This window comes from Methyloligella solikamskensis, from assembly GCF_042676065.1.
Lineage (GTDB): Bacteria > Pseudomonadota > Alphaproteobacteria > Rhizobiales > Methyloligellaceae > Methyloligella > Methyloligella solikamskensis.
On sequence record NZ_JBHTJO010000001.1, the window covers coordinates 259785 to 283752 of the forward strand.

Here is a 23968-nt window from a genome sequence, read left to right on the forward strand (position 1 = left end):
GACTCTCTTCACCAATAAGCAGCTAGACTAGGTCCGAGATCGAAGCGGATCGTCTGAAGAGGGCTGGGTTGGCCGATACGAATTTCTGGAGATGGAAGCTCCACATGCGCTGGCGGGAGGGGCTGAAGGAAGCCTCGGCGTGCGCGGCGGCGGCGGGCATCGCCTGGTTCCTGGCCCAGCTTCTGTTCGGTCACCCGACCCCGGTCTTTGCCGCGGTGAGCGCCATCGTCTGCCTTTCGCCGGGCCTGCCGAACCATGTCCGCCAGGCGGCAGGGCTGATGACCGGCGTGGCCGTCGGCATTGTAGTCGGCGAACTCGCGCTTCTCGCACCCGACACCTTGCCGGTTCTGCGCATGGTGGCGGCGACCTTCTTCTCCATCCTGCTCGCGTCCGTTTTCGGTGCACCGCCCGTGGTCCCCATCCAGGCCGGCGTCTCGGCCGTGCTCGTCCTTGCGATCGGCTCGGACACGGCGGGCGTGGTGCGCCTGATGGATGTGGTGGTAGGTGCGGCTGCGGGTCTGTTCTTCAGCCAGGTGGTGATGACCCCCGACCCGATCCGGAGCATCAATCAAATTGCCGAGCGTTTGCTGCGGGATTTGTCGGGCGGATTGCGAAGCTGCGCCAAGGCGCTCTCCGACGACGATCTGGACGAAGCCAACGCAGCGCTGCATTCCCTGTCGCTCGCCCATGCCGATCTGGTCGGTCTCGGCACAGGCATCAAGGCGGCACGTTCCGACGCGCGTTGGTCGTTGCGCGGACGCATGGCCGCCGAGGAAGTGCAGGAGTTGGCGGCGCGCTACGAGCGCCACGCCATCCGGCTCTACGCGTCCTCTCTACTCTTCGCGGAGGCCATGGCGAACGCGATCCGGAAAGGGGCGAATGAGCCGCCTGACTCCCTCAAGCAGCGCATCCTGCTGATCGCTGAAAAATGCGACACGCTGGCTGCCCGCGGCTCCTTCGGGCCGCAAAGCGCGATGCGGGATCTCCCGCCATTGGCCGAGATTGTGCCCAAGGACCGGCTGTGGTCGCCGGTGATCCACCGGCTCGAGCTGATGGAGGATGCGCTCGCCGCCTTCGGCCGGCCCTCGCCGGTCAGCGACGACTAGCGCACCTCCTGCATTGTCGCTGCGCCCTAGTGGGCGATCATGACATGGCGGACGACCGTGTAGTCCTCCAGACCATAGAGCGACATGTCCTTGCCGTAGCCCGACTGCTTCATGCCGCCATGGGGCATCTCGTTGGCCAGCATGAAGTGAGTGTTGATCCAGGTGCAGCCGTATTGGAGCCGGGCCGCGGTCTCCATGGCCTTGCCGATATCGGTCGTCCAGACCGACGAGGCGAGACCGTAGTCGGAGTCGTTGGCCCAGCCGACTGCCTCGTCGACCTCCTTGAAGCGGGTGACCGAGACGACGGGACCGAACACCTCGCGGCGCACGATCTCGTCCGACTGGAGCGCACCGGCCACGACGGTCGGCTGATAGAAGAAGCCGCCGCCTTCACCGGGCTTTCCGCCGGCGGTGATCTCAATGTGGCTCTGCTCGGAGGCGCGCTCCACGAAGCTCGCGACGCGTTCGCGCTGGCGGGCGGAGATCAGCGGGCCGATCTCGTTGGTGGTGTCGTCATCAGCACCGTAGACGATCTTGCCGGCGGCGTCGGACAGCTCGGCCACCAGCTTCTCGTAGATCTTGTCGCCCGCATAAACGCGGCAGGCGGCGGTGCAGTCCTGGCCGGCATTGTAGTAGCCGAAGATGCGAAGCCCCTCGACGACCGCTTCGAGATCGGCATCGTCATAGACGATCACCGGGGCCTTGCCGCCGAGCTCCAGATGGGTGCGCTTGACCGACTTGGCGGCGGCCTGGAGCACCTTCTTGCCGGTGGCGATATCGCCGGTGAGCGAGATCATGTTGATCTTGGGATGGTTGATCAGGGCGTTGCCGACGGTCTCGCCGCGGCCGAGCACGATGTTCACCACACCTTCGGGAAGGACGTCGGCGAGGATCTTCGCCATGCGCAGCGCCGTCAGGGGCGTCTGCTCAGACGGCTTGAACACCATGGTGTTGCCGCCCGCGATGGCCGGGGCCATCTTCCAGGCCATCATCATGAGCGGGTAATTCCACGGGGCGATGGAGCCGACGATGCCGATGGGATCGCGGCGGATCATGGAGGTATGGCCCTCCAGATATTCGCCGGCCGTGGACCCCGGCATGCAGCGGACGGCACCTGCGAAGAAGCGGAAGCAATCGACGATGGCCGGGATCTCCTCGCCGGTCACCTCGTTGATGGGCTTGCCGCAGTTCAGGGCTTCCAGCTTGGCGAACTCTTCCGTCTGAGATTCCAGAGCATCGGCGATCTTGAGCAGATAGCCGGAGCGCTCCTGGGGCGTGGTGCGGGACCAGGTCTGGAACGCCTTCTCCGCGGCGGCGACCGCCTTCTCAACTTGCGCTTCCGAGGCTTCCGGAATGTGGAGGATCACCTTGCCCGTCTTCGGGTCGACGATATCCTCGGCCGTCTCGGCGCCAGCCTCGAAGCTGCCGCCGATCAGCATTTCCGTATCGACTTTCGCGGTATCTACTTTGGTATCCATCTTGGGCCTCCTTGAGAGGGTTATTTCTCGCGTGCCGCGAGATTGTCGCCGCCCCGGGTCAGGTAATAGGCGGCGAGGATCGGGAAGAAGGTGACAAGGACGACCACCATGGCCACGACATTGGTGACCGGGCGCTGCCGCGGGCGGACCAGCTCCTCCAGCATCCAGATCGGCAAGGTGGCCTGCTGACCGGCGGTGAAGGTGGTGACGATGACCTCGTCGAAGGAAAGCGCGAAGGCGAGCATGCCGCCTGCGAGAAGCGCGGTGCCGATATTGGGCATGATCACGTAGGCCAGGGTCTGGAAGCCGTTTGCGCCGAGATCCATGGACGCTTCGATCAAATTGCCTGAGGTGCGGCGAAAGCGGGCGACGGCGTTGTTGTAGACGACGACGATGCAGAAGGTCGCGTGGCCCAACACGATGGTCCAGAACGAAAACGGGATGTCGGCCAGGTTGAAGGCCGAGCGCAGGGCGATACCGGTGATGATGCCGGGCAGCGCGATGGGCAGGATCACCAGGAGCGAGATGGTCTCGCGGCCGAAGAAGCGGCTGCGGGAGACGGCGGCAGCGCAGAGCGTGCCGAGCACGAGGGCGCCGGCGGTAGAGACGGCGGCGACGCGCACCGAGAGCCAAAGCGCCTGCCAGACATCGGGCCGGTTCCAGGTGACCCCGAGCCAATCGAGGGTAAAGCCCGGCGGCGGCCACTGGTAGGATTTCTCTTCGGTGGTGAAGGCGTAGACGAAGATCAGCAGGATCGGCAGGTGCATGAAGAGCAGGCCTGCGGTCGCCGCGATCTTGAGTGCCAGGGGCGAACGCGTATTGGGATCAGAGCGCATTGAAGGCCCCCATGCGTTTCGCCATCCAGAGATAGAGGCCCATGATCACCATGGGCACGACAGTGAAGGCGGCGGCGAGCGGGATATTCCCCGCGGTGCCCTGCTGGGCGTAGACCACCTGGCCGATGAAATAGCGCGACGAGCCGATGACGCCGGGGACGATGTAGTCGCCCAGCGTCAAGGAGAAGGTGAAAATCGAGCCTGCGATGGCGCCGGGGAGCGCCAGGGGGAAGATCACGTTCCAGAATGTCTCGCCGGGCTTGGCCCCGAGATCGGAGGAGGCCTCCAGCAGATTGTTGGGCACGCGCTCCAAAGAGGCCTGGAGCGGCAGGATCATGTAGGGCAGCCAGATATAGACGAAGACCAGGAAGGTGCCGGTGTAGCTGACCGACAATGAGTAGCCGCCGATCACGGGAAGCGAGAGATAGGCTTCCATGAGCCAGTAGAGGTGCAGCTTCTGGAAGATCCAGTTGAGGATGCCTTCCTGGGCGAGGATCAGCTTCCAGGCGTAGATCTTCACCAGATAGCTCGACCAGAGCGGCAGCATGATGCCGAGATAGAAGAGCGCCTTCCATTTCCCGCGCGCATATCGGGCGGCGTAGTACGCGATCGGGAAGGCGATGATGGCGGATGCGATTGTGACGCTCGCCGCCATCAGCACCGTGCGGATGATGATGTCGATATTGGCCGGGGTCGTGAACAGCTCGCGATAGGTGGCGAGCGTGAAGGTGTAGTCGATCCGGCCGGTGAAGTGATCAATGGAGAAGAAGCTCTGAGCCAGCAGCGCGAAGAGCGAGCCCAGATAGACGATGCCGAGCCACAGGAGCGGCGGCGTCAATAGCAGGAAAAGCAGGAGGAGCGGGTGGCGCCAGAAGGCGTCGGAGGCGGCCCCGGTGGGACCGGCGCGCGGCGGCAGGATGGCGGCTTGCGCGGTGCTCACGCCTCGTCCTCCATCAGATGCAGATCCGACTTGTTCCAGGAGATGCGCGCCTTCTCGCCTTGCTCGGGCAGCTTGGCGCCGGCGGGGATGAGGGCATTGATCTCCCGCCCGTCAAAATCGAACACGCAGCGATATTGGGAGCCGAGATAGCTTGAGGAGAGGAGCGTCGCTTCATGGCCACCGGTCTTCACCAGGCGCACGGCCTCGGGGCGCAGGCTCGACCAGCAGCTCTTTCCGGCAAGGCGCTCGGTGAGCTCGGGCGGCAGCACGTTGGAGGAACCTACGAAGTCGGCGACGAAGCGGGAGCGGGGCTTGCGGTAGATTTCTTCCGGGGAGCCCACCTGCTTGATGTGCCCTTCGTCGAAGACGGCGATGCGGTCGGCCATGGAAAGCGCTTCGCCCTGATCGTGGGTCACGAAGACGAAGGTGATGCCGAGACGCTTCTGGAGGTCCTTCAACTCCTCCTGCATCTGCTCGCGGAGCTTCAGATCGAGAGCGCCTAGCGGTTCGTCGAGGAGCAACACCTTCGGCTTGTTTACGAGGGCGCGGGCGAGAGCCACACGCTGGCGCTGACCGCCGGAGAGCTTGGCCGGGCTGCGGTCGCCGTAGCCGGGGAGCTTCACAAGCTCCAGCATCTCCTCGGCCTTGGCGCGGCGCTCCTTCTTGGAGACCTTCTTCATCTTCAGGCCGTAGGCGACGTTGTCGATGACGGAGAGATGAGGGAAGAGGGCGTAGTCCTGGAACACCGTGTTGACGTTCCGGCGATAGGGCGGAATGCCTTCGGCGCGCTCTCCGAAAATCTCGATATGGCCTTCGGTCGGCCGCTCGAAGCCGGCGATCAAACGCAGGGACGTGGTCTTGCCGGAGCCCGATGGACCGAGGAGCGCGAAGAACTCGCCTTCGCGGATCTCGAGGTCGAGCCCGTCTACGGCGCGGATCGGGCCGTAATGGCGCGAGACGTTTATGAAACTGACGGCAGAGGTCACAGCGGCGGGGCTCACTGGGGCGGAAGTCGAAGCGGTTGACGGCTTTTCAGATGAAGCCTTGGCAGATGACGCCCTGGCGGGTTTCCCAGGGCGAGCAGGCCGGACGTCTTCAGACGGTGTCGTCCCGACGTCCGGCCCGTTGGCCTGATCGGCGATATCAGCGTCCGCCGATGACACCGATATAATCCGAGACCCAGCGGTAGTACGGGATGCACTCGTCTTGGCTGTCGCAATCGGCGACAGGGGTCCGCCAGAAGCTGATCTTCTCGAAATCCTCGAAGCCGTTGGTGGCGCAGCCCTCCTCGCCGAGGAGTTCGTTGCCCTTACAGGCGGCCGGAACGGTCGGCACGGAGCCAAACCATGCGGCGAGATCGCCCTGGACCTTCTTGTCCAGCGAATGCTCCAACCATTTATAGGCGCAGTTGGGATGGGCGGCGTCCACATGCATCATGGTGGAGTCGGCCCAGCCCGTGGCGCCCTCTTCGGGGATCGTCGAGGCGATGGGCTGATCCTCGCTCTTCAGGAGGTTCACCTGGAAGGGCCAGGCGCTGGAGGCGACCATGCCTTCGTTCTTGAAGTCGTCGATCTGAATGAAGGCGTCGTGCCAGTAGCGGCTGACAAGCTTGCGCTGCTGACGCAGCAGGTCGAGGGCGGCCTTGTACTGCTCCTCGTTCAGCTCATACGGGTCCTCGATGCCGAGATCCGGCTTGTGGGCCATCAGATAGAGCGCGGCGTCGGCCACGTAGATCGGGCCGTCATAGGCCTGAACGCGGCCCTTGTTGGACTCGCCGTCGGGAAGCTTCTGCTCCTCGAACACGACGTTCCAGCTCTTCGGCGCCTCCTTGAAGACGTCGGTGTTGTACATGAGGACGTTCGGGCCCCACTGATACGGCACGCCGTAATGGGTGCCGTCGACGGTGTGCCAAGGGGCGTCCTTCAGCCGGTCGTCAACGGTCTTCCAGCTCGGGATGAGGTCGGTGTTGATGGGCTGGACACGCTCGCCGGCCACGAGGCGGAGCGAGGCGTCGCCGGATGCGGTGACCAGATCGAAGCCGCCTTCGTTCATCAGGGCGACCATCTCGTCGGAGGTGTTGGCGGTCTTGACGTTGACCTTACAGCCGGTCTCTTCCTCGAACTTGGTGACCCAGTCATAGGCCTTGTCGGTCTCGCCGCGCTCGATATAGCCCGGCCAGGCGACGATCGAGACTTCGCCCTCGCCGTCGCCGATTTCCTGCACCATCTCGGCGGCAGAGGCCGCGACGACGGTCTGGCCCATGAAGGCCGTGATGGCCACGAGGGCCGTGCAACTCTTGAAAAAACGGTTCATACGCAACGTCTCCCAGCTCGGCAGCACCCGTCTTGCGGGTACGCTCGTTATCCTGAAATTAGCGTACGCCCCGATTTCGCATTCGCAAATTCAATTATAAGAACGGTGATATCGGTTTTTCCGATACCTAGGTTTGGGACGGCAAAATACCGGTCACCTCTCCCGGCGGGGAGAGGTCGGTCCGAAGGACCGGGTGAGGGGGAGAAAGACTCGATAGGTGAGCGCCCCCTCTCCCCCAGGGGAGAGGGGGCAGGCCGTGCCGGGCCGCACCGTAGGCTATCGCAGCATCCGCTGGGCCTGGGCGACGCCGATGAAATCGCGGGCGGCGCGAGGCAGCGGTGAGCCCTTGCGCCAGACGATACCGACCTGGACCACGGGCAGGCGCCCGGAGACGTCGCGGCTTTCGATGCGGTCGCCTTCGAGGGACCAGGGGCGGTAGACCAGATCGGGGAGGAGCGCGACGCCCGCGCCGGTCGCGACCAGGCTGCGGACGGCCTCCACGGAGCGGGTGCGGAAGGCGACCCGGGGCTTGGTGCCCAGGGCGCTCAAGAGCTTTCCCGTGGCTTCCTCGATCTCCTCCATGTTGAGCATGATCAGGGGCTCAGCGGTGATATCGGTGAGCTGGACGCTCTCCGCGGTGCCCAGGGGATGGCCCAGAGGGAGCCATAGCCGATAGGGAGAGACCTCCAGGATCTCCGCCTGGAGCGCGAGCCGGTCGCGCAAGGACGAGATGACCGTGATGGCGACATCGAGCTCGCCGCCGATCAGGAGATGCTCCAAATATTCGCCGTTGTCCTCGATGGCCGTGACATCCACGGCGGGGAAGGCACGCTGGAAGCGGGCCAGGATATCGGAGAGCACATAGCCCGCCACGAGAGATGTGACGCCCAGATGGAGCGAGCCGCCTTCATCGGTGTTCTCGTCCTGGCTGAAGGCGTGTCGGGCGTCCGACACCTGGGCGAGAATGCTCGTGGAATGGCGCAGGAATTGGTGGCCCTTATGGGTGATGTTGAGGCCGCGGGCATGGCGGTCGAACAGGGTGACGCCGAGATCGCGCTCCAGATCCTTGACCGCTTCGGTGATCGCGCTCTGGGAGATGGACAGGCTCTGGGCGGCCTTGGAGATGCTCCCCTTGTCGGCCACGGCGACGAAATACTGAAGCTGGCGGAGTGTGAAAGCCACGGGCGTCCTATCTCGGATCTATGCCGGCAATCCTAGTGCAGATTTTCGGATTTCGCGTGAGGAGCGGCATGGGCTGGATCATATGGGCAAGCCGCGAGCGGCGAGACGGCGGCGGATCTCGGCGAGAAAGAGCTGGGTCGGCAAGGTCTGCTGGGCTTCCGGCTTGGTGACCAGATAGAGCAGGTAATTGGGCAGCATGGGGTCGGGCAGCATCGGCCACAGCTCCTGCTTCTTCACCCCTTCATCGGCGATCATGGTAGGCAGAAACCCTATGCCGTAGCCGGTGCCGATCATGCGGCGGGCCTCGATGAGGTTCTCCGCCTCTCCCGCCGGAGCGAGACCGAGCTGATAGCGATCTCGGAAATGGCGGACATCCTCCGGCTCGTCGGAGCCGGTCACGATCACGCGCTCCTCGCCCAAGACCTCCGGATTATTGACCTTGGCGCCCCAGAGCGGGTGATGGCGGCTGCAATAGAGCTGTTGATATTCGCGCATCAAGGGCTCGTAGAAGAGATCGGCACGGGGAGCGGCGTCGAAGGCGATGCAGACCTCGGCGGCATCCTTGACCAGGGCCTGAAGCACCAGGCGCCGGGGCGCGATGTCGATGCGCAGGCGAATGCCGGGATGGCGCCGCGCCAGGGAGCCGATGGTCTCGTCCAGCTCGCGAGAGGCGACGCCGGAGACGGCGCGGATGGTCAGCAGCCCCTCCACATCGGCGGAGGCGCCGGCGACGGATTGGGGCAGGACCTGGATCTGGCGGAAGAGCTGGTCGACGAAGCCGGCAACCACGCGGCCGGATGGGGTGAGCTCGACGCCTTTCGACGACCGGATGCAAAGCTCGGTCTCCAGGTGATCCTCCAGCCGCTTCAGGGCGAGGCTCACGGAGGGCTGCTGCAGATTGAGCCTGCGGGCGGCTGCGCCGATGCCGCCGGCCCGGGCGATCTCCCGGAAGATCTTGAACAGGTTGAGGTCGATCCGCCGGAATAGAGCCGGATCGATAGGCATGGTCTTGGAGCTGTGGGGACTCTCTGACATGTCCCCCTAGTTTGTCCCGGGTCATAAATCTGATCAATGACTCACATTGCCCGTTTGCGGCTTCGCAAGCGTTCGAGGATATCCGACGCTTTAGGCTCTTCGCCACGGAGGACGATGTGGAAACGGGCCTAAAGGGAAAGCGCGCCCTGGTGACAGGCGCGGCAAGCGGCATTGGCAAAGCCATCGCGAAAGCGCTGGTTGCCGAAGAAGCGGAAGCGGTCGGACTGGACATCGAGGATGTCTCCGGCTGCGGCTTCGAGGTGATCGGCACGGATATCGCGTCGGTCACCGCCGTTGAGCGGGGGATCGACGAGGCCATCGCGCGGCTTGGCGGGCTCGACATTCTGGTCAATTGCGCCGGGATCGAGATACCTTCGTCGCTGCGGGATCTCGAGATCTCCGATATGGACCGCATGATCGCGGTGAATTTGCGGGGCCCGATCCTGGTGACCCGCGCATCGCTCCGGCATCTCTCCGAGGGCGCCCGCATCGTGAACATCGCTTCCGAGCTCGCCTATCTCGGCCGGGCCGGATCTTCGGTCTATGCCGCCACCAAGGGCGCAATGCTCTCCTTGAGCCGCTCCTGGGCGCGGGAATTCTCGCCCAACATTCTGGTCAATGCGGTGGCGCCGGGCCCGATCGATACGCCGCTTCTGGATTTCGACAATGCACCGGAGGAGGTGAAGGCGATGGATGTCTCCAACCCTCTGGGCCGGATCGGCCGGCCGGAGGAGGTCGCCTCCATGGTGGTGTTCCTGGCGAGCGAGCGCTGCGGCTACGTCACCGGGCAATGCTTCAGCGTCGATGGCGGCGCGGCGATGCATTGAGGCATTCGCATTCCGCCCACAGGGCGACCGAGCAGCACGGATATTGGGATTTGATGGGAGAGGAATCGTGACCGATCTGAATGGCGGATCAAGCCGCGAAGACAAGCTGAACGCGCTCGTCGAGGACATCGTCGAGACGGCAGCCCTGCCCCTGAAGCGGGCTTCGACCCTGCCGGCCGCGGCCTACACGGATGAGGATTACTTCCAGCTGGAGCGCGAGAAGATCCTGGCCGCCGGGTGGATGTGCATTGCCCATGTCTCCCAGCTGAAAGAGCCGGGGGCTTACGTGGCCGTCGATCTTCTCGATGAGCCGCTCATGGCGGTGCGTGACCGCGAAGGCGAGATCCACGTACTGTCCCGGGTCTGCGCCCACCGGTCGATCGACATTCTCCCCGAAGAGATGGATATTCCTCGGGAGGGACGGAAGAGCGTCTTCGTCTGCCCCTATCACAGCTGGGCCTACAATCTCGACGGCAGCTTGCGCGGCTGCCCGGAGATGCAGAATGCCGAAGGCTTCGACAAGTCCGACTGGCGCCTGGCGTCCTTCCGCAGCGAGATCTGGAACGGGTTCGTGTTCGTCAATCTCGACGGCAAGGCGGAGCCGCTCGCCGAGCAATACGCAGATTTCGACAAGGCCATCGCGCCCTGGAACGTGGGCGAAATGGAAGTCGTCATCGAGCTGGAGTGGGAGTGCGAGTTCAATTGGAAGGTGATGATCGAAAACTGGATGGAGTCCTATCATCACATCGGCGCCCACAGCCAAACCCTGAACGTCACCATGCCGGGCCAGCACACCTGGTCGAGCGCCGAGCATCCTCACTTCATCCACGCGCATCTGCCCTTCACCGACAAGGCGCGGGAAGAGGTGCAGGACGTGGCGAAGGGCGGCGAGAAAGCCTCCAGCTATTTCATGCCGGTCGAGGGGTTGAGCGAGCAGCAGCTCACCGAGTGGAGCCTGTTCGTGGGCTTTCCCTGCTTCATGTTCCTGGCCGGCAACGACCGGACCTTCTGGTACCGCTTGCTGCCGATCTCGGCGGAGCGCTGCAAGCTGATGACCACCACGCTGGTCTCCAAGAAGGCGCTTGAGGCGCCGGACTTCGAAGAGACTTTGAAGAGCGAGACGGAGATGCTGCGGGAGTTCCACACCGAGGACATGCAGATGAACGTCGCCGTGCAGCGGGGGCTTCATTCTTCGAAGGTGGTGCGCGGGCGATTGAGCCATCTTGAAGAGCCGATTTGGCTGATCCAGCGCTATGTCGCAGCCCGGCTGCAGGACAGCTATCCGCAGAAGGCGGAGCGTGCGCCCTATTACGGGCCGTTCGCGGAGGCGAGCGCGGGCTAGCTCTCCATGGACGAGGTCTACATTTCCGAAATCAGCTGGCCGGTCTTCGAGGAGAAGATCGCCGCCGGCGCGCCGGTCTTCCTGCCGGTCGGCGCAACGGAGCAGCATGGGCCGCATCTGCCGCTAGGCGTCGATGTCTTTCTGCCGGCGGCGGTCGCAGCCAACCTCGCGCGCAGGCTCGGCGGCCTCGTCGCGCCACCGATTCCTTACGGCTACAAGTCGCAAGCTCGCTCGGGCGGCGGACAGCAGTTTCCCGGCACCACCAGCCTTTCGGCGCATACTCTGACGCTCGTGGTGAAGGACGTGATCCACGATCTGGGGCTGCATGGCGCACGGCGCTTCGTCATCGTGAACGGGCATTGCGAAAACGCCTGGCCGCTGGTGGAAGGTCTCGACCTCGCCATGACCGAGCTGCGCCGGGACGGTATCTCCGGCACGAAAGCCATGCGGCTGGAGTACTGGGATTTCATCCGGCCCGAGACTTTGGAGAGGCTGTTTCCCGACGGCTATCCGGGGATTGAGCTGGAACATGCGAGCCTGCTGGAGACCTCGCTGATGCTGCTGGTGCGGCCGGATCTCGTATCGCCCGAGCTGATGCCCGATGACGGGCCGGCCGAGTTCCCGCCCTATGACGTCACGCCGGTGCCCAAGGGGCTCGTTCCGGCTTCGGGCGTGCTGGCGGTCGCGCAAGGCGCTACGAAAGAGTCGGGACAGCTTCTGATGGACGACTATGTCACGCTGATTTCGGAGGCCATCGCGAAGGAGTTCGATCTCTAGGGCCGCGCCCGTTTGGTCGATTTCGGGATTGGCCCTTGAGCTTCTTTGAAATCGTGCTTTGCTAGGCTTCGCATCCATTTGCGGTGTTGCTGGTTATCTCTGGCAAGGACGAACCTCAGCCAAGGAAGACGAATGGGCACTCAAGAACCTCTCAAGACACTCCTCGCCAAGGCCTCGCCAGCGCGCTCCGGCGACTTCCTCGCCGAGATCGCGGCGGAGAGCCAGGAAGAGCGCGTGAAGGCGCAGCGCCGCCTCGCCGACACCACCCTTTCGGACATTCTCAATGAGCCGCTGATCGAGCCGGACGAGGACGAAGTCTCCGCACTGATCTACGCGCAGCACGACAGCGAAAAATTCGCCGCGATCGCCAATTGGTCGGTCGGCGAGTTCCGCGAATGGCTGCTCTCCGAAGAAGCGACCACGGAAGCGATCTCCGATCTGAAATGGGCGCTGACGCCGGAGATGATCGCCGCCGTTTCGAAGATCATGCGCAACCAGGACCTTATCGCGGTGGCCAAGAAGCGCCCCGTGGTGAGCAAGTTCCGCACCACGGTCGGGCTCCCCGGTCATCTTTCGGTACGCATCCAGCCGAACCATCCCACGGACGATCCCAAGGGCGTCGCCGCTTCCATCGTGGACGGTCTGCAGTTCGGCTGCGGCGATGCAGTGATCGGCATCAACCCGGCGACTGATAGCCCTGCCGCCATGCGGCGCCTGCTGGAGCTGATCGAGGAGCTGCGGCTTCGGCTGGAATGCCCGGTGCAGTCCTGCGTGCTCGCTCATGTGACCACGGCCATCGACTGCATGAACCGCAGCGCACCGGTCGATATCGTTTTCCAATCCATCGCAGGCTCGGAGAAGGCCAACTCCTCCTTCGGCATCAATCTCGCCATGCTGAAGGAAGCGCGCGAAGCCGCGCTGGCGCTGAACCGCGGCACGGTCGGCAACAACGTGATGTATTTCGAGACCGGCCAGGGAGCGGCGCTCTCGGCCGACGCCCATCACGGGATCGACCAGCAGACCATGGAGGCACGGGCCTACGCCGTGGCCCGGGAATACGATCCGCTGCTGGTGAACACGGTGGTCGGATTCATCGGGCCGGAATATCTCTATGATGGCAAGGAGATCATCCGCGCCGGGCTGGAGGACCATTTCTGCGGCAAGCTGCTCGGCGTGCCCATGGGCGTGGACGTCTGCTACACGAACCACGCCGAGGCCGATCAGGACGACATGGACAATCTGCTGACGCTGCTGGGCGTTGCGGGTGTCAATTTCATCATGGGCATCCCCGGCTCCGACGACATCATGCTGAACTACCAGTCCACCTCGTATCATGACGCGGCCTATATCCGCGAAGTGCTGGACCTGAAGGCGGCGCCGGAATTCGAGGAGTGGATGACGCGCGTCGGGTTGTTCGACGAGACCGGCCACCTGCTGCCCCAAAGCCACGAAGATTCCGCGCGCCTTCTCGGCAAGGCGGATCTGGAGGCGGCATAAGTGGCAAAGGAACCTGTCTCCCCAGACAAGAAGCGGGTCTCGGCTGAAATGAAGCCGGCGGCGCCCGCGGGCCATCCGCTCGCACCGCTCAAGCGCTACACGGATGCGCGGATCGGGCTCGGCCGGTTCGGCGCGGGCCTGCCGACCTCTGCACATCTTGATTTCGCTGAGGCTCATGCCCGGGCGCGGGACGCGGTCCATGCGGAGTTCGACGAGGACGCGTTGGAGAAGGCGCTCGCCGACACCGGGCTTCCGGTGGTCCGCGTGAAGAGCCAGGCGGAGGATCGCGCCACGTATTTGCGGCGGCCCGATCTCGGCCGGAAGCTGAGCGACGATTCAGTGAAGTTCCTCGGTGAGATGAAGGAGGACGACAGCTACGACATCGTCATCATCATCTCCGAAGGGCTCTCGGCCCATGCGGTAAACACCTATGCCGCCGAGACGGCCGAGGCGCTCATCGGCGACCTTCCGAAGGATACGGATATCGCGCCCATCGTTCTGGCGCGTCAGGGCCGGGTGGCGCTCTCCGATCCCATCGGACAAGCGCTCAGCGCGAAGCTCGCGGTGATCCTGATCGGCGAGCGGCCGGGACTTTCGGCAGCGGACAGTCTCGGCGCCTATCTCACCTACGACCCGAAGCCGGGACGCAACGACGCCGACCGGAACTGCATCTCCAATATTCGCAAAGGCGGCATCAGCCCGAAAGAGGCGGCGAAGAAGATCGCCTGGCTGACCTCCCGCGCCTTCGAGCTCGGGCTTTCGGGCACCAAGCTGAAGGACGACGCGGAGGATCAGCTTGAGGGCAGTTCCGCGCCGTCCCTCGAGGGACCTTCTAACAGCTAGCGTCTATCGCTGGTGCGGCAGAGCATTAGCCGTCTTGGCCGCGCGGACGAGCTGGGTGAATTCCGCGCGGTAGCCGTACTCGTCTTCGCCTTTCGCGCCATTCGCGATCTTCAACGCATCGTCGTAGTCGAAGCTGCCGGTGTATTTGCCGCCACGCAGAAGTTGACCGAAGCCGGCGACGGCAGTCGCGAAACGAGCGCTCTCGGGAGCTGCGTCAAAGCTCTCGACTTCCTCGCCCTGGCCGATGGGCATTTCCACCAGCTTGCTCTTGTCGGCATCGGGCCGCTTGTAGCGGAGCTTCAGAAAGCCATACTCCTCGCCCGCATTGTCAGCGGGCTTTGCGCTTTCCGCATCGCCGTAACGGAGCGGCTCGTTCAGGCGCGGACCGCCGGCGGGCACGATCTCATAGAGCGCGGTGACCGCCTGGCCGGAGCCCACCTCGCCCGCGTCGACCTGGTCGTTGTTGAAGTCCTCGCGGGCAAGTGCACGGGTCTCGTAGCCGATCAGGCGATACTCGGCGACGGTGGCCGGATTGAACTCTACCTGGATCTTCACATCCTTGGCGATGGGGAACAGGGTCGAGCTTGCCTCTTCCACCAGAACCTTGCGAGCCTCGCCGATGGTATCGATATAGGCCGCCGCGCCGTTGCCGTTCTGGGCGAGCGCCTGCATCAGCGCGTCATTGTAGTTGCCGCGGCCGAAGCCGAGGACGGAGAGGAAGATGCCCTTGTCCCGCTCGCGCTCGATGAAGCCCTTCAGCTCGTCCTGGTTGGTGATGCCGACATTGAAGTCGCCGTCGGTCGCCAGGATTACGCGGTTCACGCCATCCTCTTCGAAATTGCGCTGGGCGAGGCTGTAGGCCTGGCGGATACCTTCGCCGCCCGCGGTGCTGCCGCCGGAGGTGAGCTGATCGAGGGCGGCGAGGATCTTTGATTTCTCCTTCACGCTTGTGGGCTCCAGCACCGTCCCGGCGCTGCCCGAATACGTCACGATCGCGACTTTATCCTCGGGCTTCAGCTCATCCACCAGCAAGGCGAGGGACTGCTTCAGCAGCGGGAGCCGGTTTGGCCCTTGCATGGAGCCCGACGTGTCGACCAGGAAGACGAGGTTCGCATTGGGGCGTGCGGCATCGGCGATCTCGTAGCCCTGGATGCCGATGCGGATCAGCTTGCGCCCTTCGGCCCATGGGCTCGGGAAGATCGCGATGTCGGTGGCAAAAGGCTCGTCGGCCGACTTCGGAGGCGCATAGCCGTAATCGAAGTAGTTGATCAGCTCCTCGGTGCGCACGGCGTCCGGCTGGGGCAGGACGTTGCGGTCCAGCGACGAGCGGACGAAGGCGTAGGACGCGGTGTCGACATCGATAGAGAAGGTCGAGACGGGATCGTCCGCCGTAATGTGGAATCCGCTCTCCGGCTCGCCATCGAACTTGTCCCAGCCGATGGGCTCCATGGGCTGGACCATCTGATCCGGCATCAGCGCGCGGGTACGCGGCGCGTAGTTTTGGGCATATCCCTCGGCGCTGGGTGCGGCCTGGGGAGCTGCGTAGTTCTGCATATCGCGGAGGTTCGCCGAGTGCCCATCCTGGTAGAATCCGCCGGCGGCCGGCGGCGGATTAGGCTGCGGCTCTGATACGGCGACGTCGCTTTCGGCCGCTTCCTTCCGCTGAGGGGCAAGCGGCGGCGCGGCCTCCTCTTCCAGCTCGGGCTTCGACTGACCGGCATCTTCGTCGACCGGCGTCATCTCGCGCTGAGCGACCGGCTCGCGCAAGCTCGGGTCGTGCCAATAAAGCCAGCTGCCGGCGCCGGCGACGAGCAGAGTCAGGCAGGCGGCGATGAGCGGGCGCCGGTAGAGAGAAGTCCGGCGGGCAGGATCAGAATAGGTGGTTGAGTGCATCTTCAAGCCCTTTCGCGATGGCGGGGTTGAGGGGGCCATCTGCCGCTTGTGACGCATCTCGCCGTCTGATCCTTGGGCGCTGCCGGCATTTTCCTTGTCGAAGCGCTGCAGGGCGGCTTCGATCGCGGACGCCTTCTTCTTCGGCTGCGGGGTTTCGGGAAAGCGGATCATCTCTTCGTCTTTCTCAGGAGCCATCGTCGTCGGTCCCCTCTCCTTTGAGCTTTCGCCGCGCTTCGTGCATGCGCCAGGAGACCGTGGATTCGGCAATCCCTAAGAGCTTTGCGGCTTCCGCGTGGCTCAGCTCTTCGCCCGCCACCAGGATCACGGTCTCCCGCAAGCTCTCGTCGAGGGCGGCGAGGTCCGAGGCGAGCCAGCTTCGCCGATAGAGATCGCGCCCATCGGGGCGCGGCGTAAGCGCCGCGACATTGGCCGCGCCCTCCATCAACCGGGCTCGGGCTTGCTTGCGCCGGAAGTGATCGCGGCAGGCATTCATCACAATGCCGGTCAGCCAGGTCGTGAACTTGGCATCGCCGCGAAAGCTGCCGAGCTTGGTGACCAGGCCGCAGCAGATTTCCTGGGCGATATCCTCGGCATCTTCGCGGGAGCCGGTGTTCCGCCAGGCGATGCGATGGATGCGGTCGTAGTGCCGCTCGAGCAACGCCGCGAAGGCGGCACGATCGCCACTGACCGCTGCCGCCACGAGCCGATCGTCGGACCGCTCCCATTGCACCGTTTCGGTTTCGCCCAAGGCCTGCTTCCAGCGCTCGCGTTTCGCCTGCGCCCATCCTAGCGGATCGGCGCTTCATACGGTGAGACGCTGCTGGCTAGAGAATCCTTGGCGGTGGCAGAAATTTTTCGCGACCCGCTTGTCGCTGCCTAGTTGGTGGCGGGCGCGGTCTGCTTCACCGCTTCGAGGGTGAGCTTGGCGGCTTCCGCCGAAGAGGCCGGGTTCTGGCCGGTCACCAGCCTGCCATCGACGATGGCGAAGGGCTGGAAGTCGTCGACCTTTTCGTAATTGGCGCCGAGCTCCTTCAGCCGGTCCTCAAGCAGAAACGGGACCTTGTCCTTCAGGCCCACGGCGACCTCCTCGCTGTTGGTGAAGGCGGTGACGCGGCGGCCCTTCACGATCGGATCGCCGTTCTCGTCCTTGGCGTTCACGAAGCCTGCCGGTCCGTGGCAGACCGCGGCAACGACTTTCTCACTCGCCCACGCCTTGGTCAGCAGATCGGCGAGCGTATCGCTCTCGGGCAGGTCCCACATGGTGCCGTGTCCGCCGGGCAGGAAGACCGCATCGTATTTGGAGACGTCGACCTCGGAGATCGGCTTGGTGGTCTTCAGGGCTGCGGACGCTTTCTCATCCTTCTTGAAGCGCTCCACGCTTTCCGGCGTGCCGCCATCGGGCTCCAGAGAACGCGGATCGATGGGCGCTTCGCCGCCTTCAATGGACGCCAGGGTCACGTCGGCGCCCTCGTCGACGAAGGCATAGTAAGGCGTCGCCAGCTCCTCGAACCAGAGTCCCGTAGGTTCACCGCCCGGCCCCATGGTGGCGGCGGAGGTGAGAATGACGAGCACGTGCAGCGGATTGGCCATGAAGAGTTCCTCTGTCGATTGGTTTCGGCCGGCGTTCCTCATCTAGAAAGCCGCGAGAGCCGAGACAAGGCTGCCGCTCTCAGGACTCGGCCAGCAGATCGAATTGGCGCTGCGATTCCATCTCTGCCTCGGTCGCAAGCGGGAAGCCTGAGACGGTCACACCGAGGAGGCGGATGCCCTTCTCGCCGACGGGCGCGCGGCGCACCAGCATGCGGCTGATCTCGTAGAGCGCGTCCCGGCTGGAGACCACTTGCGGCTGGCTATGGCTGCGCGTGATCTGTTCGAAATCGGCGTATTTCACCTTCACGGTCACAGTGCGGCCGAAAGCGGTGTTCTTCTCGCACCATTCCCAGACTTTCTCCGCCAGCTTCAACAGGGCTTCGTCCACCGCAGCGAGATCCATGAGGTCTTCCGCGTAGGTGCGTTCCGTGCCGGAGGATTTGCGGATCCTGTCGGGGGTGACCCGGCGGTCGTCTTCCCCTCGGGCGATGGTGTAGTACCAGCGCCCGGCCTTGCCGAAATGGCGGGTGAGATCGTCCAGCGCCATGGCGACCAGATCGGCGCCGGTGAAAATCCCCAGCCCATTCATCTTCCGTGTCGTGGCCGGCCCGACGCCGTGGAACTTGCCGACGGGCAGCGAGGCGATGAAGGCCTGCCCAGCGCCCGGCCGGATGACGAACTGACCGTTGGGCTTACGCTGGCCCGAGGCGAGCTTGGCGAGGAACTTGTTGTAGGAGATGCCGGCCGAGGCTGTGAGGCCTGTCTCGTCGGAGATGCGCTGGCGAATTTCCCGGGCCGTCTCCGTTGCCGTCGGGATCGCCCGGCGGTTTTCGGTGACGTCGAGATAGGCCTCGTCCAGAGAGGCCGGTTCGATGAGCGGCGTGTATTCGGTGAAGATCTCGCGGATCTCCTTGGAGATGGCGCGATAGGTATCGAAGCGCGGCTTGATGAAGATCAGGTCGGGGCATTTGCGAAGCGCGGTCGTCGACGGCATGGCCGAGCGCACCCCGAAGACCCGGGCTTCGTAGCTGGCGGCCGCCACCACACCCCGGGCCGCGCCATGACCGACGGCCACGGGCTTACCTCTCAGCTCCGGATTGTCCCGCTGCTCCACGGAGGCGAAGAACGCATCCATATCGATATGGAGGATCTTGCGGATGGCGGCTTTGCGCGCGGAGTCGGACATCGGCACCGGCTATAGCATCTCTCCAGGGGCCCTGCTTGCCGCCACCAAAACACCGGAGCACTGGAAGCGGGCGGCGGAATCATGATATTTCGTTCCGCATTCGTTCGCAATCTCGAGGCACGGATTCACCATGGCGAGACGCGCCGGCAGCGCCGATCTGCCGCTCCATAACGGGCGGGTCCCCGCCTGGCTTGGGCAGCGGATGACCAAGCTCGGGGCGGTGATCGCGGAAGCAATCGTGCACGAATACGGGCGCGACGAATTCCTGCGCCGCATGGCCCATCCCTTCTGGTTTCAGTCATTCGGTTCGGTGATGGGCATGGATTGGCATTCCTCAGGCATCACCACATCCGTGATCGGCGCCTTGAAGCGCGGATTGAACCCCATCGCAGGCGAGCTCGGCATCCATGTCTGCGGGGGGCGGGGCAAGCATTCCCGCGCCACGCCGGGCGAGTTGCTCGATATCGGCGACCGGGTCGGGCTGGACGGCGGTGCGCTCGGCCAGGCGAGCAAGCTAGTGGCCAAAGTGGACAGCGCAGGCGTCCAGGACGGGTTCGACCTCTATCTGCACGGCTTCATCGTCACCGATGACGGGCAGTGGGTCGCGGTGCAGCAGGGCATGAACGGCGATAAGCGCCAGGCAAGGCGCTATCACTGGCTGTCGGAAGATCTGAAGAGCTTCGTTGATGCGCCCCATTCGGCTATCGATGGGAAGAATCAGGGCGAGATCGTCAATCTCACCGACCGCAGGGCGGAGGCCTCTCGGACGGGCCAGCTGTCGCTGCTGAGCGATTTCGGGCCGGACAAGATCATTGGAGAGGTGGCGGCGCTGCGCCGGTCGGCGGAAGCCGCGCCCCAGCCGGCCCAAGGCATGCTGCCCCATCTTGTCATGCCGGAGCATCACGATTTGCGCGCCGGCGACGTAGTGCTGCGGCGGCTGCATGGCGCGTTGGCCGCGGCGGCCGATGCGGGACCGAAGGATTTCTCCGATCTTCTGATGGTACCGGGGGTCGGCGCGCGCACGGTCTTCTCACTGGCCCAGGTCGCCGAGGTGGTACATGGCGCGCCCTGCCGCTTCTCCGACCCGGCACGTTTTTCCCTGGCCCATGGCGGTAAGGACCGGCACCCCTATCCCGTGCCGACGCGGGTCTACGACAAGACGCTGGCCGTGCTGCGGGACGCGCTGCACAAGGCCAAGCTCGGCAATGACGATCGGCTCGCCGCCATCAAGCGGCTCGATACCCAGGCGCGGCAGCTGGAGCGGCGCGTGGGCGGACCGTCCTTCGACGCCTTCGTCGACGACGAGCGGGCCCACTCTCACGAGTATGGCGGCCGGAGCGTGTTCGGCCGGGAAGAGGCGCCGGCCGCAAAGCCATCCCGCCCAAGGAAGGCTAGCGCCTGAGCCACATTCTCTGTACCGTTCGGTCCGTTTCCTTGAAGCGCGCCGCTCCGCGCCTATCTCGTTTGGAGCGGCCCATTCCGCCGTATGCCCGGAACACCCTCGCCGTCCCGGGTCTTTCCAGATTTTCTACTTGAGGAGTTGTTCATGTCCACGGACGAGGCCGTTTCCCCGCTGTTTCGCGAACTCAAGATGGGCGACCTGACCTTGCCCAATCGCATCGTCATGGCGCCGCTGACCCGGGCGCGTTCCACCTATCCCGGCCATGAGCAGACGCCGCTTCATGCGCTCTACTACGCGCAGCGGGCGGGCGCGGGCCTGATCATTTCCGAAGCGACCCAGATCAGCCAGGAGGGCCAGGGCTATGCCTGGACGCCGGGCATCTTCACCGACGAGCAGGTGGAGAGTTGGAAGGTCGTCAACGACGCGGTTCATAATGCGGGCGGGCGGATTTTCTGCCAGCTTTGGCATGTGGGGGCCATCTCCCATTCCGTGTTTCAGCCCGATGGCGGCCAGCCGGTTTCCTCAAGCGTGTGGACGCCGGAAGGCCAGGCCTTCGTGGGCTCCTATCTGGACGAGGGGCCCATGGTGCCCCACCCGGCGGCGCGGGCGCTGGAGCTGGAGGAGATTCCCCGGCTGATCGAGGACTACCGCCATGCCGCGCGTTGCGCCAAGCGGGCCGGTTTCGACGGGGTCGAGCTCCATGCCGCCAACGGCTACCTGATCGACCAGTTCCTGCGCTCCTCGGTAAACAAGCGCGAGGACCAATATGGCGGGTCGCTGGAGAACCGGCTGCGGCTGCTGCTCGAGGTGATCGATGCCTTGTGCGAGGAGCTGCCCGCTGAGCGGATCGGCGTGCGGCTTTCGCCCGTCGGCGGACCGGGCAAGAGCTACGACGACAATCCGGAGACGACCTATGTCGCGGCCGCGGAAGCGATCTCCGACAAGGGGCTCGCCTATCTTCATGCGATCCGCCCCAATGGCCATACCAGCAAGGGCGCGGACATGGAGCAGGGCAACGCTCTTTCGAAGGCGATGCGAAAGGCCTTCGGCGGCGTCTTCATCATCAACGGCGAGCTCTCGCCGGAAGAGGGCGCCAAGTGGGTCGCGGATGGCGATGCGGATGCGGTAGCCTTCGGTCGCCTCTATCTCGCCAATCCCGATCTGCCGGAGCGAATCGCTGACGGCGGTCCCTATAACGAGGCAGACGGCGCGACCTTCTATGGCGGCAGTGCGGAAGGCTATGTGGATTACCCGACCCTGCAGAAGACCCAGACGGCGCTCTCTGGCTGATCGTCCGGGCCGATCTCAGGCCCTGCCCCTAGCCTTCGAAAGTCTCATGCACTAGAGCCGGTCCGGTGATCCTTTCGCCGCGGCCGGCTTTTTTGCGGGAAGCCCCGCTCCTTCGTGGAGCAAAGCTCCGGCAGCGGCGTTATCCGTTTCTCACAATAACAAGGTAAGCCCCGCACCCATGAAGCTCTCCATCCATTCGATCCTCGACTATCAATTCGACGAAGCGACCGATGTGCTGCTGCAGCTCGAAGCCGCCGCCATCCCCGAGCAGAGCATCGAGGCTGCGCATATCGATATTTCCGATAGCGCGTATTTTGCGCGCGTCGCGGCCCAGGACGATATCGGCGAGCGCATCTGGTTGCGCATTCAGGGGCAGCTGAAGGTGGACTACAAGGCGACGGTGAAGATCGACCGCATTCTGGCCGATTGCGACGACCTTCCCTTGGTGCCGCCCCATCAGCTTCCCGGCGAGACCGTGCAATACACGCTGCCATCGCGCTATTGCCCGTCCGACCGGTTCAAGACCTTCGTCATGACGGAGTTCGGCGATGTCGAGGACGGCAAGAAGGTCACGGCCATGCGCGACTGGATCCACGATCATCTGAGCTACGTGCCGGGCGTCAGCACCGCGGAGACCACCGCCCTCGACACCTTCGTGCGCCGCCAGGGCATCTGCCGGGACTATGCCCATGTGATGATCACCCTGGTGCGCGCAGCCGGCATCCCCGCCCGGATCGCCAGCGTCTACGCGCTTGGCGTCGAGCCGCAGGACTTCCATGCCGTGGCGGAAGTCTTCGTCGGCGGGGAATGGCATCTGGTGGACCCGACCGGCATGGCCGAGGAAGGCGGGATGGCCAAGATCGGCGTCGGGCGGGATGCGGCGGACGTTCCCTTCCTTACTGCGTTCGGTCAGGCCAAGATGAACAATCAGAGCGTCTCGGTCGAAGCAGTTTGAATGACCACGACAACACTTGAAGGAAGAACCGCGCTGGTCACCGGTGCGGCGAGCGGTATCGGCAAGGCGATTGCCGAGGCTCTGGCGGATGCGGGCGCGCAAGTGGTCGGGCTCGACCTGAAAGCAGGCGACAGCGTCGTGCCGATCCTTGCCTGCGATGTCTCGTCGGAAACGGAGGTCGCGTCCGCCATCGGTCAGGCGGCGGAGACCCTGGGACGCTTCGACATCCTGGTGAACTGCGCCGGGGTCGGAAAGCCTTCGCGTCTGGAAGACCTCGAGACCGACGATCTCGACCGGCTGCTCAGCGTGAATCTGCGCGGCCCGATCCTCGTGACGAAGACGGCGCTGAACCATCTGCCCAGGGGTGCGCGCATCATCAATGTCTCTTCGGAGCTCGCCTTTCTCGGCCGCGCCGGTGCCTCGGTCTATTCGGCCACAAAGGGTGCGCTGGTCTCGCTGACCCGCTCCTGGGCGCGGGAGCTCGCCCCCGACATTCTCGTCAATGCCGTCGCGCCGGGGCCCATCGATACGCCGCTGCTCGAGTTCGAAACCATGAGCGCGGACGCGAAAGCGCTGGAGACCGCAAACCCGCTCGGGCGCATCGGCACGCCGGAAGAGGTTGCGGCCGTCGTTGTGTTCCTCGCCGGCGAGGGCGCGAGCTACATGACGGGGCAATGCGTCGGCGTCGATGGCGGCGCCACCATGCGCTAGCCCGGCCGGGACCGCTCGCCTGCTGCCAGCCGTGTGCGTGCAACCAAATCTGCCGCCTACGGGTTTAGCAGGGATGTCGTGTCTTGAGTCCACTCTTCCCGATAAATTTCAAGCATTTGTGGCGAACCCAGCCTTCCCCTGCGTGGGGGCGAAGGCGGCCTTGTCGCGCGATCAGATGCGGATCTTCGTGGCCGGAGACATCTCCAGCAATCGGGACGATCCGTCGATCTGGCGGCATCTTCGCGACCAGGTGAATTGGTACCGGATCAGTCCTTCGCTGTTTCAGAGTTGTGTGATCCTTTTCGAAGAGCCGACCGACCTTTCGGAGGAGGGGTTCGAAGCCTGTCTGTGGGAGCGACTGCGTTCCCTGAGCGATGAGGACGTGGCGCACGGCCAGCGCCACGATGCCCGGGTGAGTGCCGACCCTGAAGATCCTCACTTCTCCATGAGCTTTGCCGGGGAGGCTTTCTTCGTTGTCGGGCTGCATCCGAACGCCAGCCGGCCTGCGCGCCGGTTCGAGGTCCCGGGCCTGGTCTTCAATCTGCACGATCAGTTCGAGCAGCTCCGGCGCCACGGCCAGTATGACAGGCTCCGTTCCAGCATCTTGGCGCGCGACATTTCATTTTCGGGATCGCGCAATCCCATGCTGTCGCGGCATGGCGAAATTTCCGAAGCCAGGCAATATAGCGGCCGCGCGGTTGGACCGGGGTGGCAATGTCCGCTGCAAACGCGCAGAGCCGACGAGCTGGAAAGCGTTTAGAAGCC

The 23968-nt window shown here is 64.3% G+C and carries 22 protein-coding genes; 11 read left to right on the forward strand and 11 right to left on the reverse strand.

Annotated elements, in window-relative coordinates; translation table 11 throughout:
* The first annotated feature begins 68 nt into the window (after window positions 1-68).
* A complete protein-coding gene (locus tag ACFQ2F_RS01260; protein ID WP_379084534.1) occupies window positions 69-1106 on the forward strand; it encodes an FUSC family protein in 1038 nt (345 codons plus the stop codon).
* 26 nt (window positions 1107-1132) lie between these two features.
* Here the strand turns inward: ACFQ2F_RS01260 and ACFQ2F_RS01265 are convergent, their stop codons facing one another.
* The 7 genes from ACFQ2F_RS01265 to ACFQ2F_RS01295 form a co-directional block, all read right to left on the reverse strand.
* Window positions 1133-2584 carry a gamma-aminobutyraldehyde dehydrogenase gene (locus ACFQ2F_RS01265; protein ID WP_379084537.1) on the reverse strand — a complete coding sequence of 484 codons (1452 nt, stop codon included), beginning with the start codon at window positions 2582-2584 and terminating at the stop codon, window positions 1133-1135.
* Window positions 2585-2604: 20 nt separating this feature from the next.
* On the reverse strand, window positions 2605-3420 hold the full coding sequence (locus tag ACFQ2F_RS01270; RefSeq protein ID WP_379084540.1) for an ABC transporter permease: 816 nt from the start codon (window positions 3418-3420) through the stop codon (window positions 2605-2607).
* Window positions 3410-4360: an ABC transporter permease gene (locus tag ACFQ2F_RS01275; protein ID WP_379084543.1), complete on the reverse strand. Its 951-nt coding sequence runs from the start codon at window positions 4358-4360 to the stop codon at window positions 3410-3412. The genes ACFQ2F_RS01270 and ACFQ2F_RS01275 overlap by 11 nt, the downstream gene beginning before the upstream one ends.
* Window positions 4357-5346 (reverse strand): ABC transporter ATP-binding protein, encoded by a 990-nt coding sequence (locus tag ACFQ2F_RS01280; protein ID WP_379084546.1) that lies wholly within the window; start codon window positions 5344-5346, stop codon window positions 4357-4359. Before ACFQ2F_RS01280 ends, ACFQ2F_RS01275 begins: the two co-directional genes overlap by 4 nt.
* Window positions 5347-5503: 157 nt before the next feature.
* Window positions 5504-6673 carry an ABC transporter substrate-binding protein gene (locus tag ACFQ2F_RS01285; RefSeq protein ID WP_379084550.1) on the reverse strand — a complete coding sequence of 390 codons (1170 nt, stop codon included), beginning with the start codon at window positions 6671-6673 and terminating at the stop codon, window positions 5504-5506.
* Window positions 6674-6949: 276 nt separating this feature from the next.
* Window positions 6950-7855: a LysR substrate-binding domain-containing protein gene (locus tag ACFQ2F_RS01290; RefSeq protein WP_379084553.1), complete on the reverse strand. Its 906-nt coding sequence runs from the start codon at window positions 7853-7855 to the stop codon at window positions 6950-6952.
* A 78-nt stretch (window positions 7856-7933) separates the two neighbouring features.
* Window positions 7934-8890, reverse strand: coding sequence for a LysR family transcriptional regulator (locus ACFQ2F_RS01295; RefSeq protein WP_379084556.1), 957 nt, complete (start codon window positions 8888-8890; stop codon window positions 7934-7936).
* Window positions 8891-9006: 116 nt separating this feature from the next.
* Here ACFQ2F_RS01295 and ACFQ2F_RS01300 point away from each other — a divergent pair, with 116 nt between their 5' ends.
* From ACFQ2F_RS01300 to eutC, 5 genes are all read left to right on the forward strand, one after another.
* On the forward strand, window positions 9007-9717 hold the full coding sequence (locus tag ACFQ2F_RS01300) for an SDR family NAD(P)-dependent oxidoreductase (RefSeq protein WP_379084559.1): 711 nt from the start codon (window positions 9007-9009) through the stop codon (window positions 9715-9717).
* A gap of 67 nt (window positions 9718-9784) precedes the next feature.
* A complete protein-coding gene (locus ACFQ2F_RS01305) occupies window positions 9785-11059 on the forward strand; it encodes an aromatic ring-hydroxylating oxygenase subunit alpha (RefSeq protein ID WP_379084562.1) in 1275 nt (424 codons plus the stop codon).
* Between the two features lie 6 nt (window positions 11060-11065).
* Window positions 11066-11836: a creatininase gene (locus ACFQ2F_RS01310; RefSeq protein ID WP_379084565.1), complete on the forward strand. Its 771-nt coding sequence runs from the start codon at window positions 11066-11068 to the stop codon at window positions 11834-11836.
* A gap of 132 nt (window positions 11837-11968) precedes the next feature.
* Window positions 11969-13333 (forward strand): ethanolamine ammonia-lyase subunit EutB, encoded by a 1365-nt coding sequence (locus ACFQ2F_RS01315; RefSeq protein WP_379084568.1) that lies wholly within the window; start codon window positions 11969-11971, stop codon window positions 13331-13333.
* Window positions 13334-14176 carry an ethanolamine ammonia-lyase subunit EutC gene (gene eutC / locus ACFQ2F_RS01320; protein WP_379084571.1) on the forward strand — a complete coding sequence of 281 codons (843 nt, stop codon included), beginning with the start codon at window positions 13334-13336 and terminating at the stop codon, window positions 14174-14176.
* A gap of 3 nt (window positions 14177-14179) precedes the next feature.
* Here eutC and ACFQ2F_RS01325 read toward each other — a convergent pair whose 3' ends face one another.
* The 4 genes from ACFQ2F_RS01325 to dinB all read right to left on the reverse strand — a co-directional run bounded on the left by ACFQ2F_RS01325 (window position 14180) and on the right by dinB (window position 18845).
* Window positions 14180-16264: a vWA domain-containing protein gene (locus ACFQ2F_RS01325; protein WP_379084574.1), complete on the reverse strand. Its 2085-nt coding sequence runs from the start codon at window positions 16262-16264 to the stop codon at window positions 14180-14182.
* Window positions 16254-16817 (reverse strand): RNA polymerase sigma factor, encoded by a 564-nt coding sequence (locus tag ACFQ2F_RS01330; RefSeq protein ID WP_379084577.1) that lies wholly within the window; start codon window positions 16815-16817, stop codon window positions 16254-16256. The genes ACFQ2F_RS01325 and ACFQ2F_RS01330 overlap by 11 nt, the downstream gene beginning before the upstream one ends.
* A 128-nt stretch (window positions 16818-16945) precedes the next feature.
* Complete coding sequence (locus ACFQ2F_RS01335; RefSeq protein WP_379084580.1) at window positions 16946-17659, reverse strand: type 1 glutamine amidotransferase domain-containing protein; 714 nt, start codon at window positions 17657-17659, stop codon at window positions 16946-16948.
* Window positions 17660-17738: 79 nt separating this feature from the next.
* Entirely contained in the window at window positions 17739-18845 is a 1107-nt protein-coding gene (dinB, locus tag ACFQ2F_RS01340; protein ID WP_379084583.1) for a DNA polymerase IV, read from the reverse strand.
* A gap of 130 nt (window positions 18846-18975) precedes the next feature.
* Here dinB and ACFQ2F_RS01345 point away from each other — a divergent pair, with 130 nt between their 5' ends.
* The 5 genes from ACFQ2F_RS01345 (at window position 18976) to gntA (ending at window position 23963) form a co-directional block, all read left to right on the forward strand.
* A complete protein-coding gene (locus ACFQ2F_RS01345) occupies window positions 18976-20247 on the forward strand; it encodes a DUF763 domain-containing protein (protein WP_379084586.1) in 1272 nt (423 codons plus the stop codon).
* Window positions 20248-20391: 144 nt separating this feature from the next.
* A complete protein-coding gene (locus ACFQ2F_RS01350; RefSeq protein WP_379084589.1) occupies window positions 20392-21537 on the forward strand; it encodes an alkene reductase in 1146 nt (381 codons plus the stop codon).
* Between the two features lie 178 nt (window positions 21538-21715).
* Window positions 21716-22492, forward strand: a complete 777-nt coding sequence (locus tag ACFQ2F_RS01355; RefSeq protein WP_379084592.1) for a transglutaminase-like domain-containing protein — start codon at window positions 21716-21718, stop codon at window positions 22490-22492.
* Window positions 22493-23203 carry an SDR family NAD(P)-dependent oxidoreductase gene (locus ACFQ2F_RS01360; protein WP_379084596.1) on the forward strand — a complete coding sequence of 237 codons (711 nt, stop codon included), beginning with the start codon at window positions 22493-22495 and terminating at the stop codon, window positions 23201-23203.
* Between the two features lie 73 nt (window positions 23204-23276).
* A complete protein-coding gene (gntA, locus tag ACFQ2F_RS01365; RefSeq protein ID WP_379090549.1) occupies window positions 23277-23963 on the forward strand; it encodes a guanitoxin biosynthesis heme-dependent pre-guanitoxin N-hydroxylase GntA in 687 nt (228 codons plus the stop codon).
* Window positions 23964-23968 lie beyond the last annotated feature (5 nt).

What these genes read in the sequence shown, in the direction of transcription:
- ACFQ2F_RS01265 (WP_379084537.1), bottom strand. Translation starts at nt 2,584, where the DNA reads ATGGATACCAAAGTAGATACCGCGAAAGTCGATACGGAAATGCTGATC.
- ACFQ2F_RS01270 (WP_379084540.1), bottom strand. Translation starts at nt 3,420, where the DNA reads ATGCGCTCTGATCCCAATACGCGTTCGCCCCTGGCACTCAAGATCGCG.
- ACFQ2F_RS01285 (WP_379084550.1), bottom strand. Translation starts at nt 6,673, where the DNA reads ATGAACCGTTTTTTCAAGAGTTGCACGGCCCTCGTGGCCATCACGGCC.
- ACFQ2F_RS01295 (WP_379084556.1), bottom strand. Translation starts at nt 8,890, where the DNA reads ATGTCAGAGAGTCCCCACAGCTCCAAGACCATGCCTATCGATCCGGCT.
- ACFQ2F_RS01310 (WP_379084565.1), top strand. Translation starts at nt 11,066, where the DNA reads ATGGACGAGGTCTACATTTCCGAAATCAGCTGGCCGGTCTTCGAGGAG.
- ACFQ2F_RS01315 (WP_379084568.1), top strand. Translation starts at nt 11,969, where the DNA reads ATGGGCACTCAAGAACCTCTCAAGACACTCCTCGCCAAGGCCTCGCCA.
- ACFQ2F_RS01325 (WP_379084574.1), bottom strand. Translation starts at nt 16,264, where the DNA reads ATGGCTCCTGAGAAAGACGAAGAGATGATCCGCTTTCCCGAAACCCCG.
- ACFQ2F_RS01335 (WP_379084580.1), bottom strand. Translation starts at nt 17,659, where the DNA reads ATGGCCAATCCGCTGCACGTGCTCGTCATTCTCACCTCCGCCGCCACC.
- dinB (WP_379084583.1), bottom strand. Translation starts at nt 18,845, where the DNA reads ATGTCCGACTCCGCGCGCAAAGCCGCCATCCGCAAGATCCTCCATATC.
- ACFQ2F_RS01345 (WP_379084586.1), top strand. Translation starts at nt 18,976, where the DNA reads ATGGCGAGACGCGCCGGCAGCGCCGATCTGCCGCTCCATAACGGGCGG.
- ACFQ2F_RS01350 (WP_379084589.1), top strand. Translation starts at nt 20,392, where the DNA reads ATGTCCACGGACGAGGCCGTTTCCCCGCTGTTTCGCGAACTCAAGATG.
- ACFQ2F_RS01355 (WP_379084592.1), top strand. Translation starts at nt 21,716, where the DNA reads ATGAAGCTCTCCATCCATTCGATCCTCGACTATCAATTCGACGAAGCG.
- ACFQ2F_RS01360 (WP_379084596.1), top strand. Translation starts at nt 22,493, where the DNA reads ATGACCACGACAACACTTGAAGGAAGAACCGCGCTGGTCACCGGTGCG.
- gntA (WP_379090549.1), top strand. Translation starts at nt 23,277, where the DNA reads ATGTCGTGTCTTGAGTCCACTCTTCCCGATAAATTTCAAGCATTTGTG.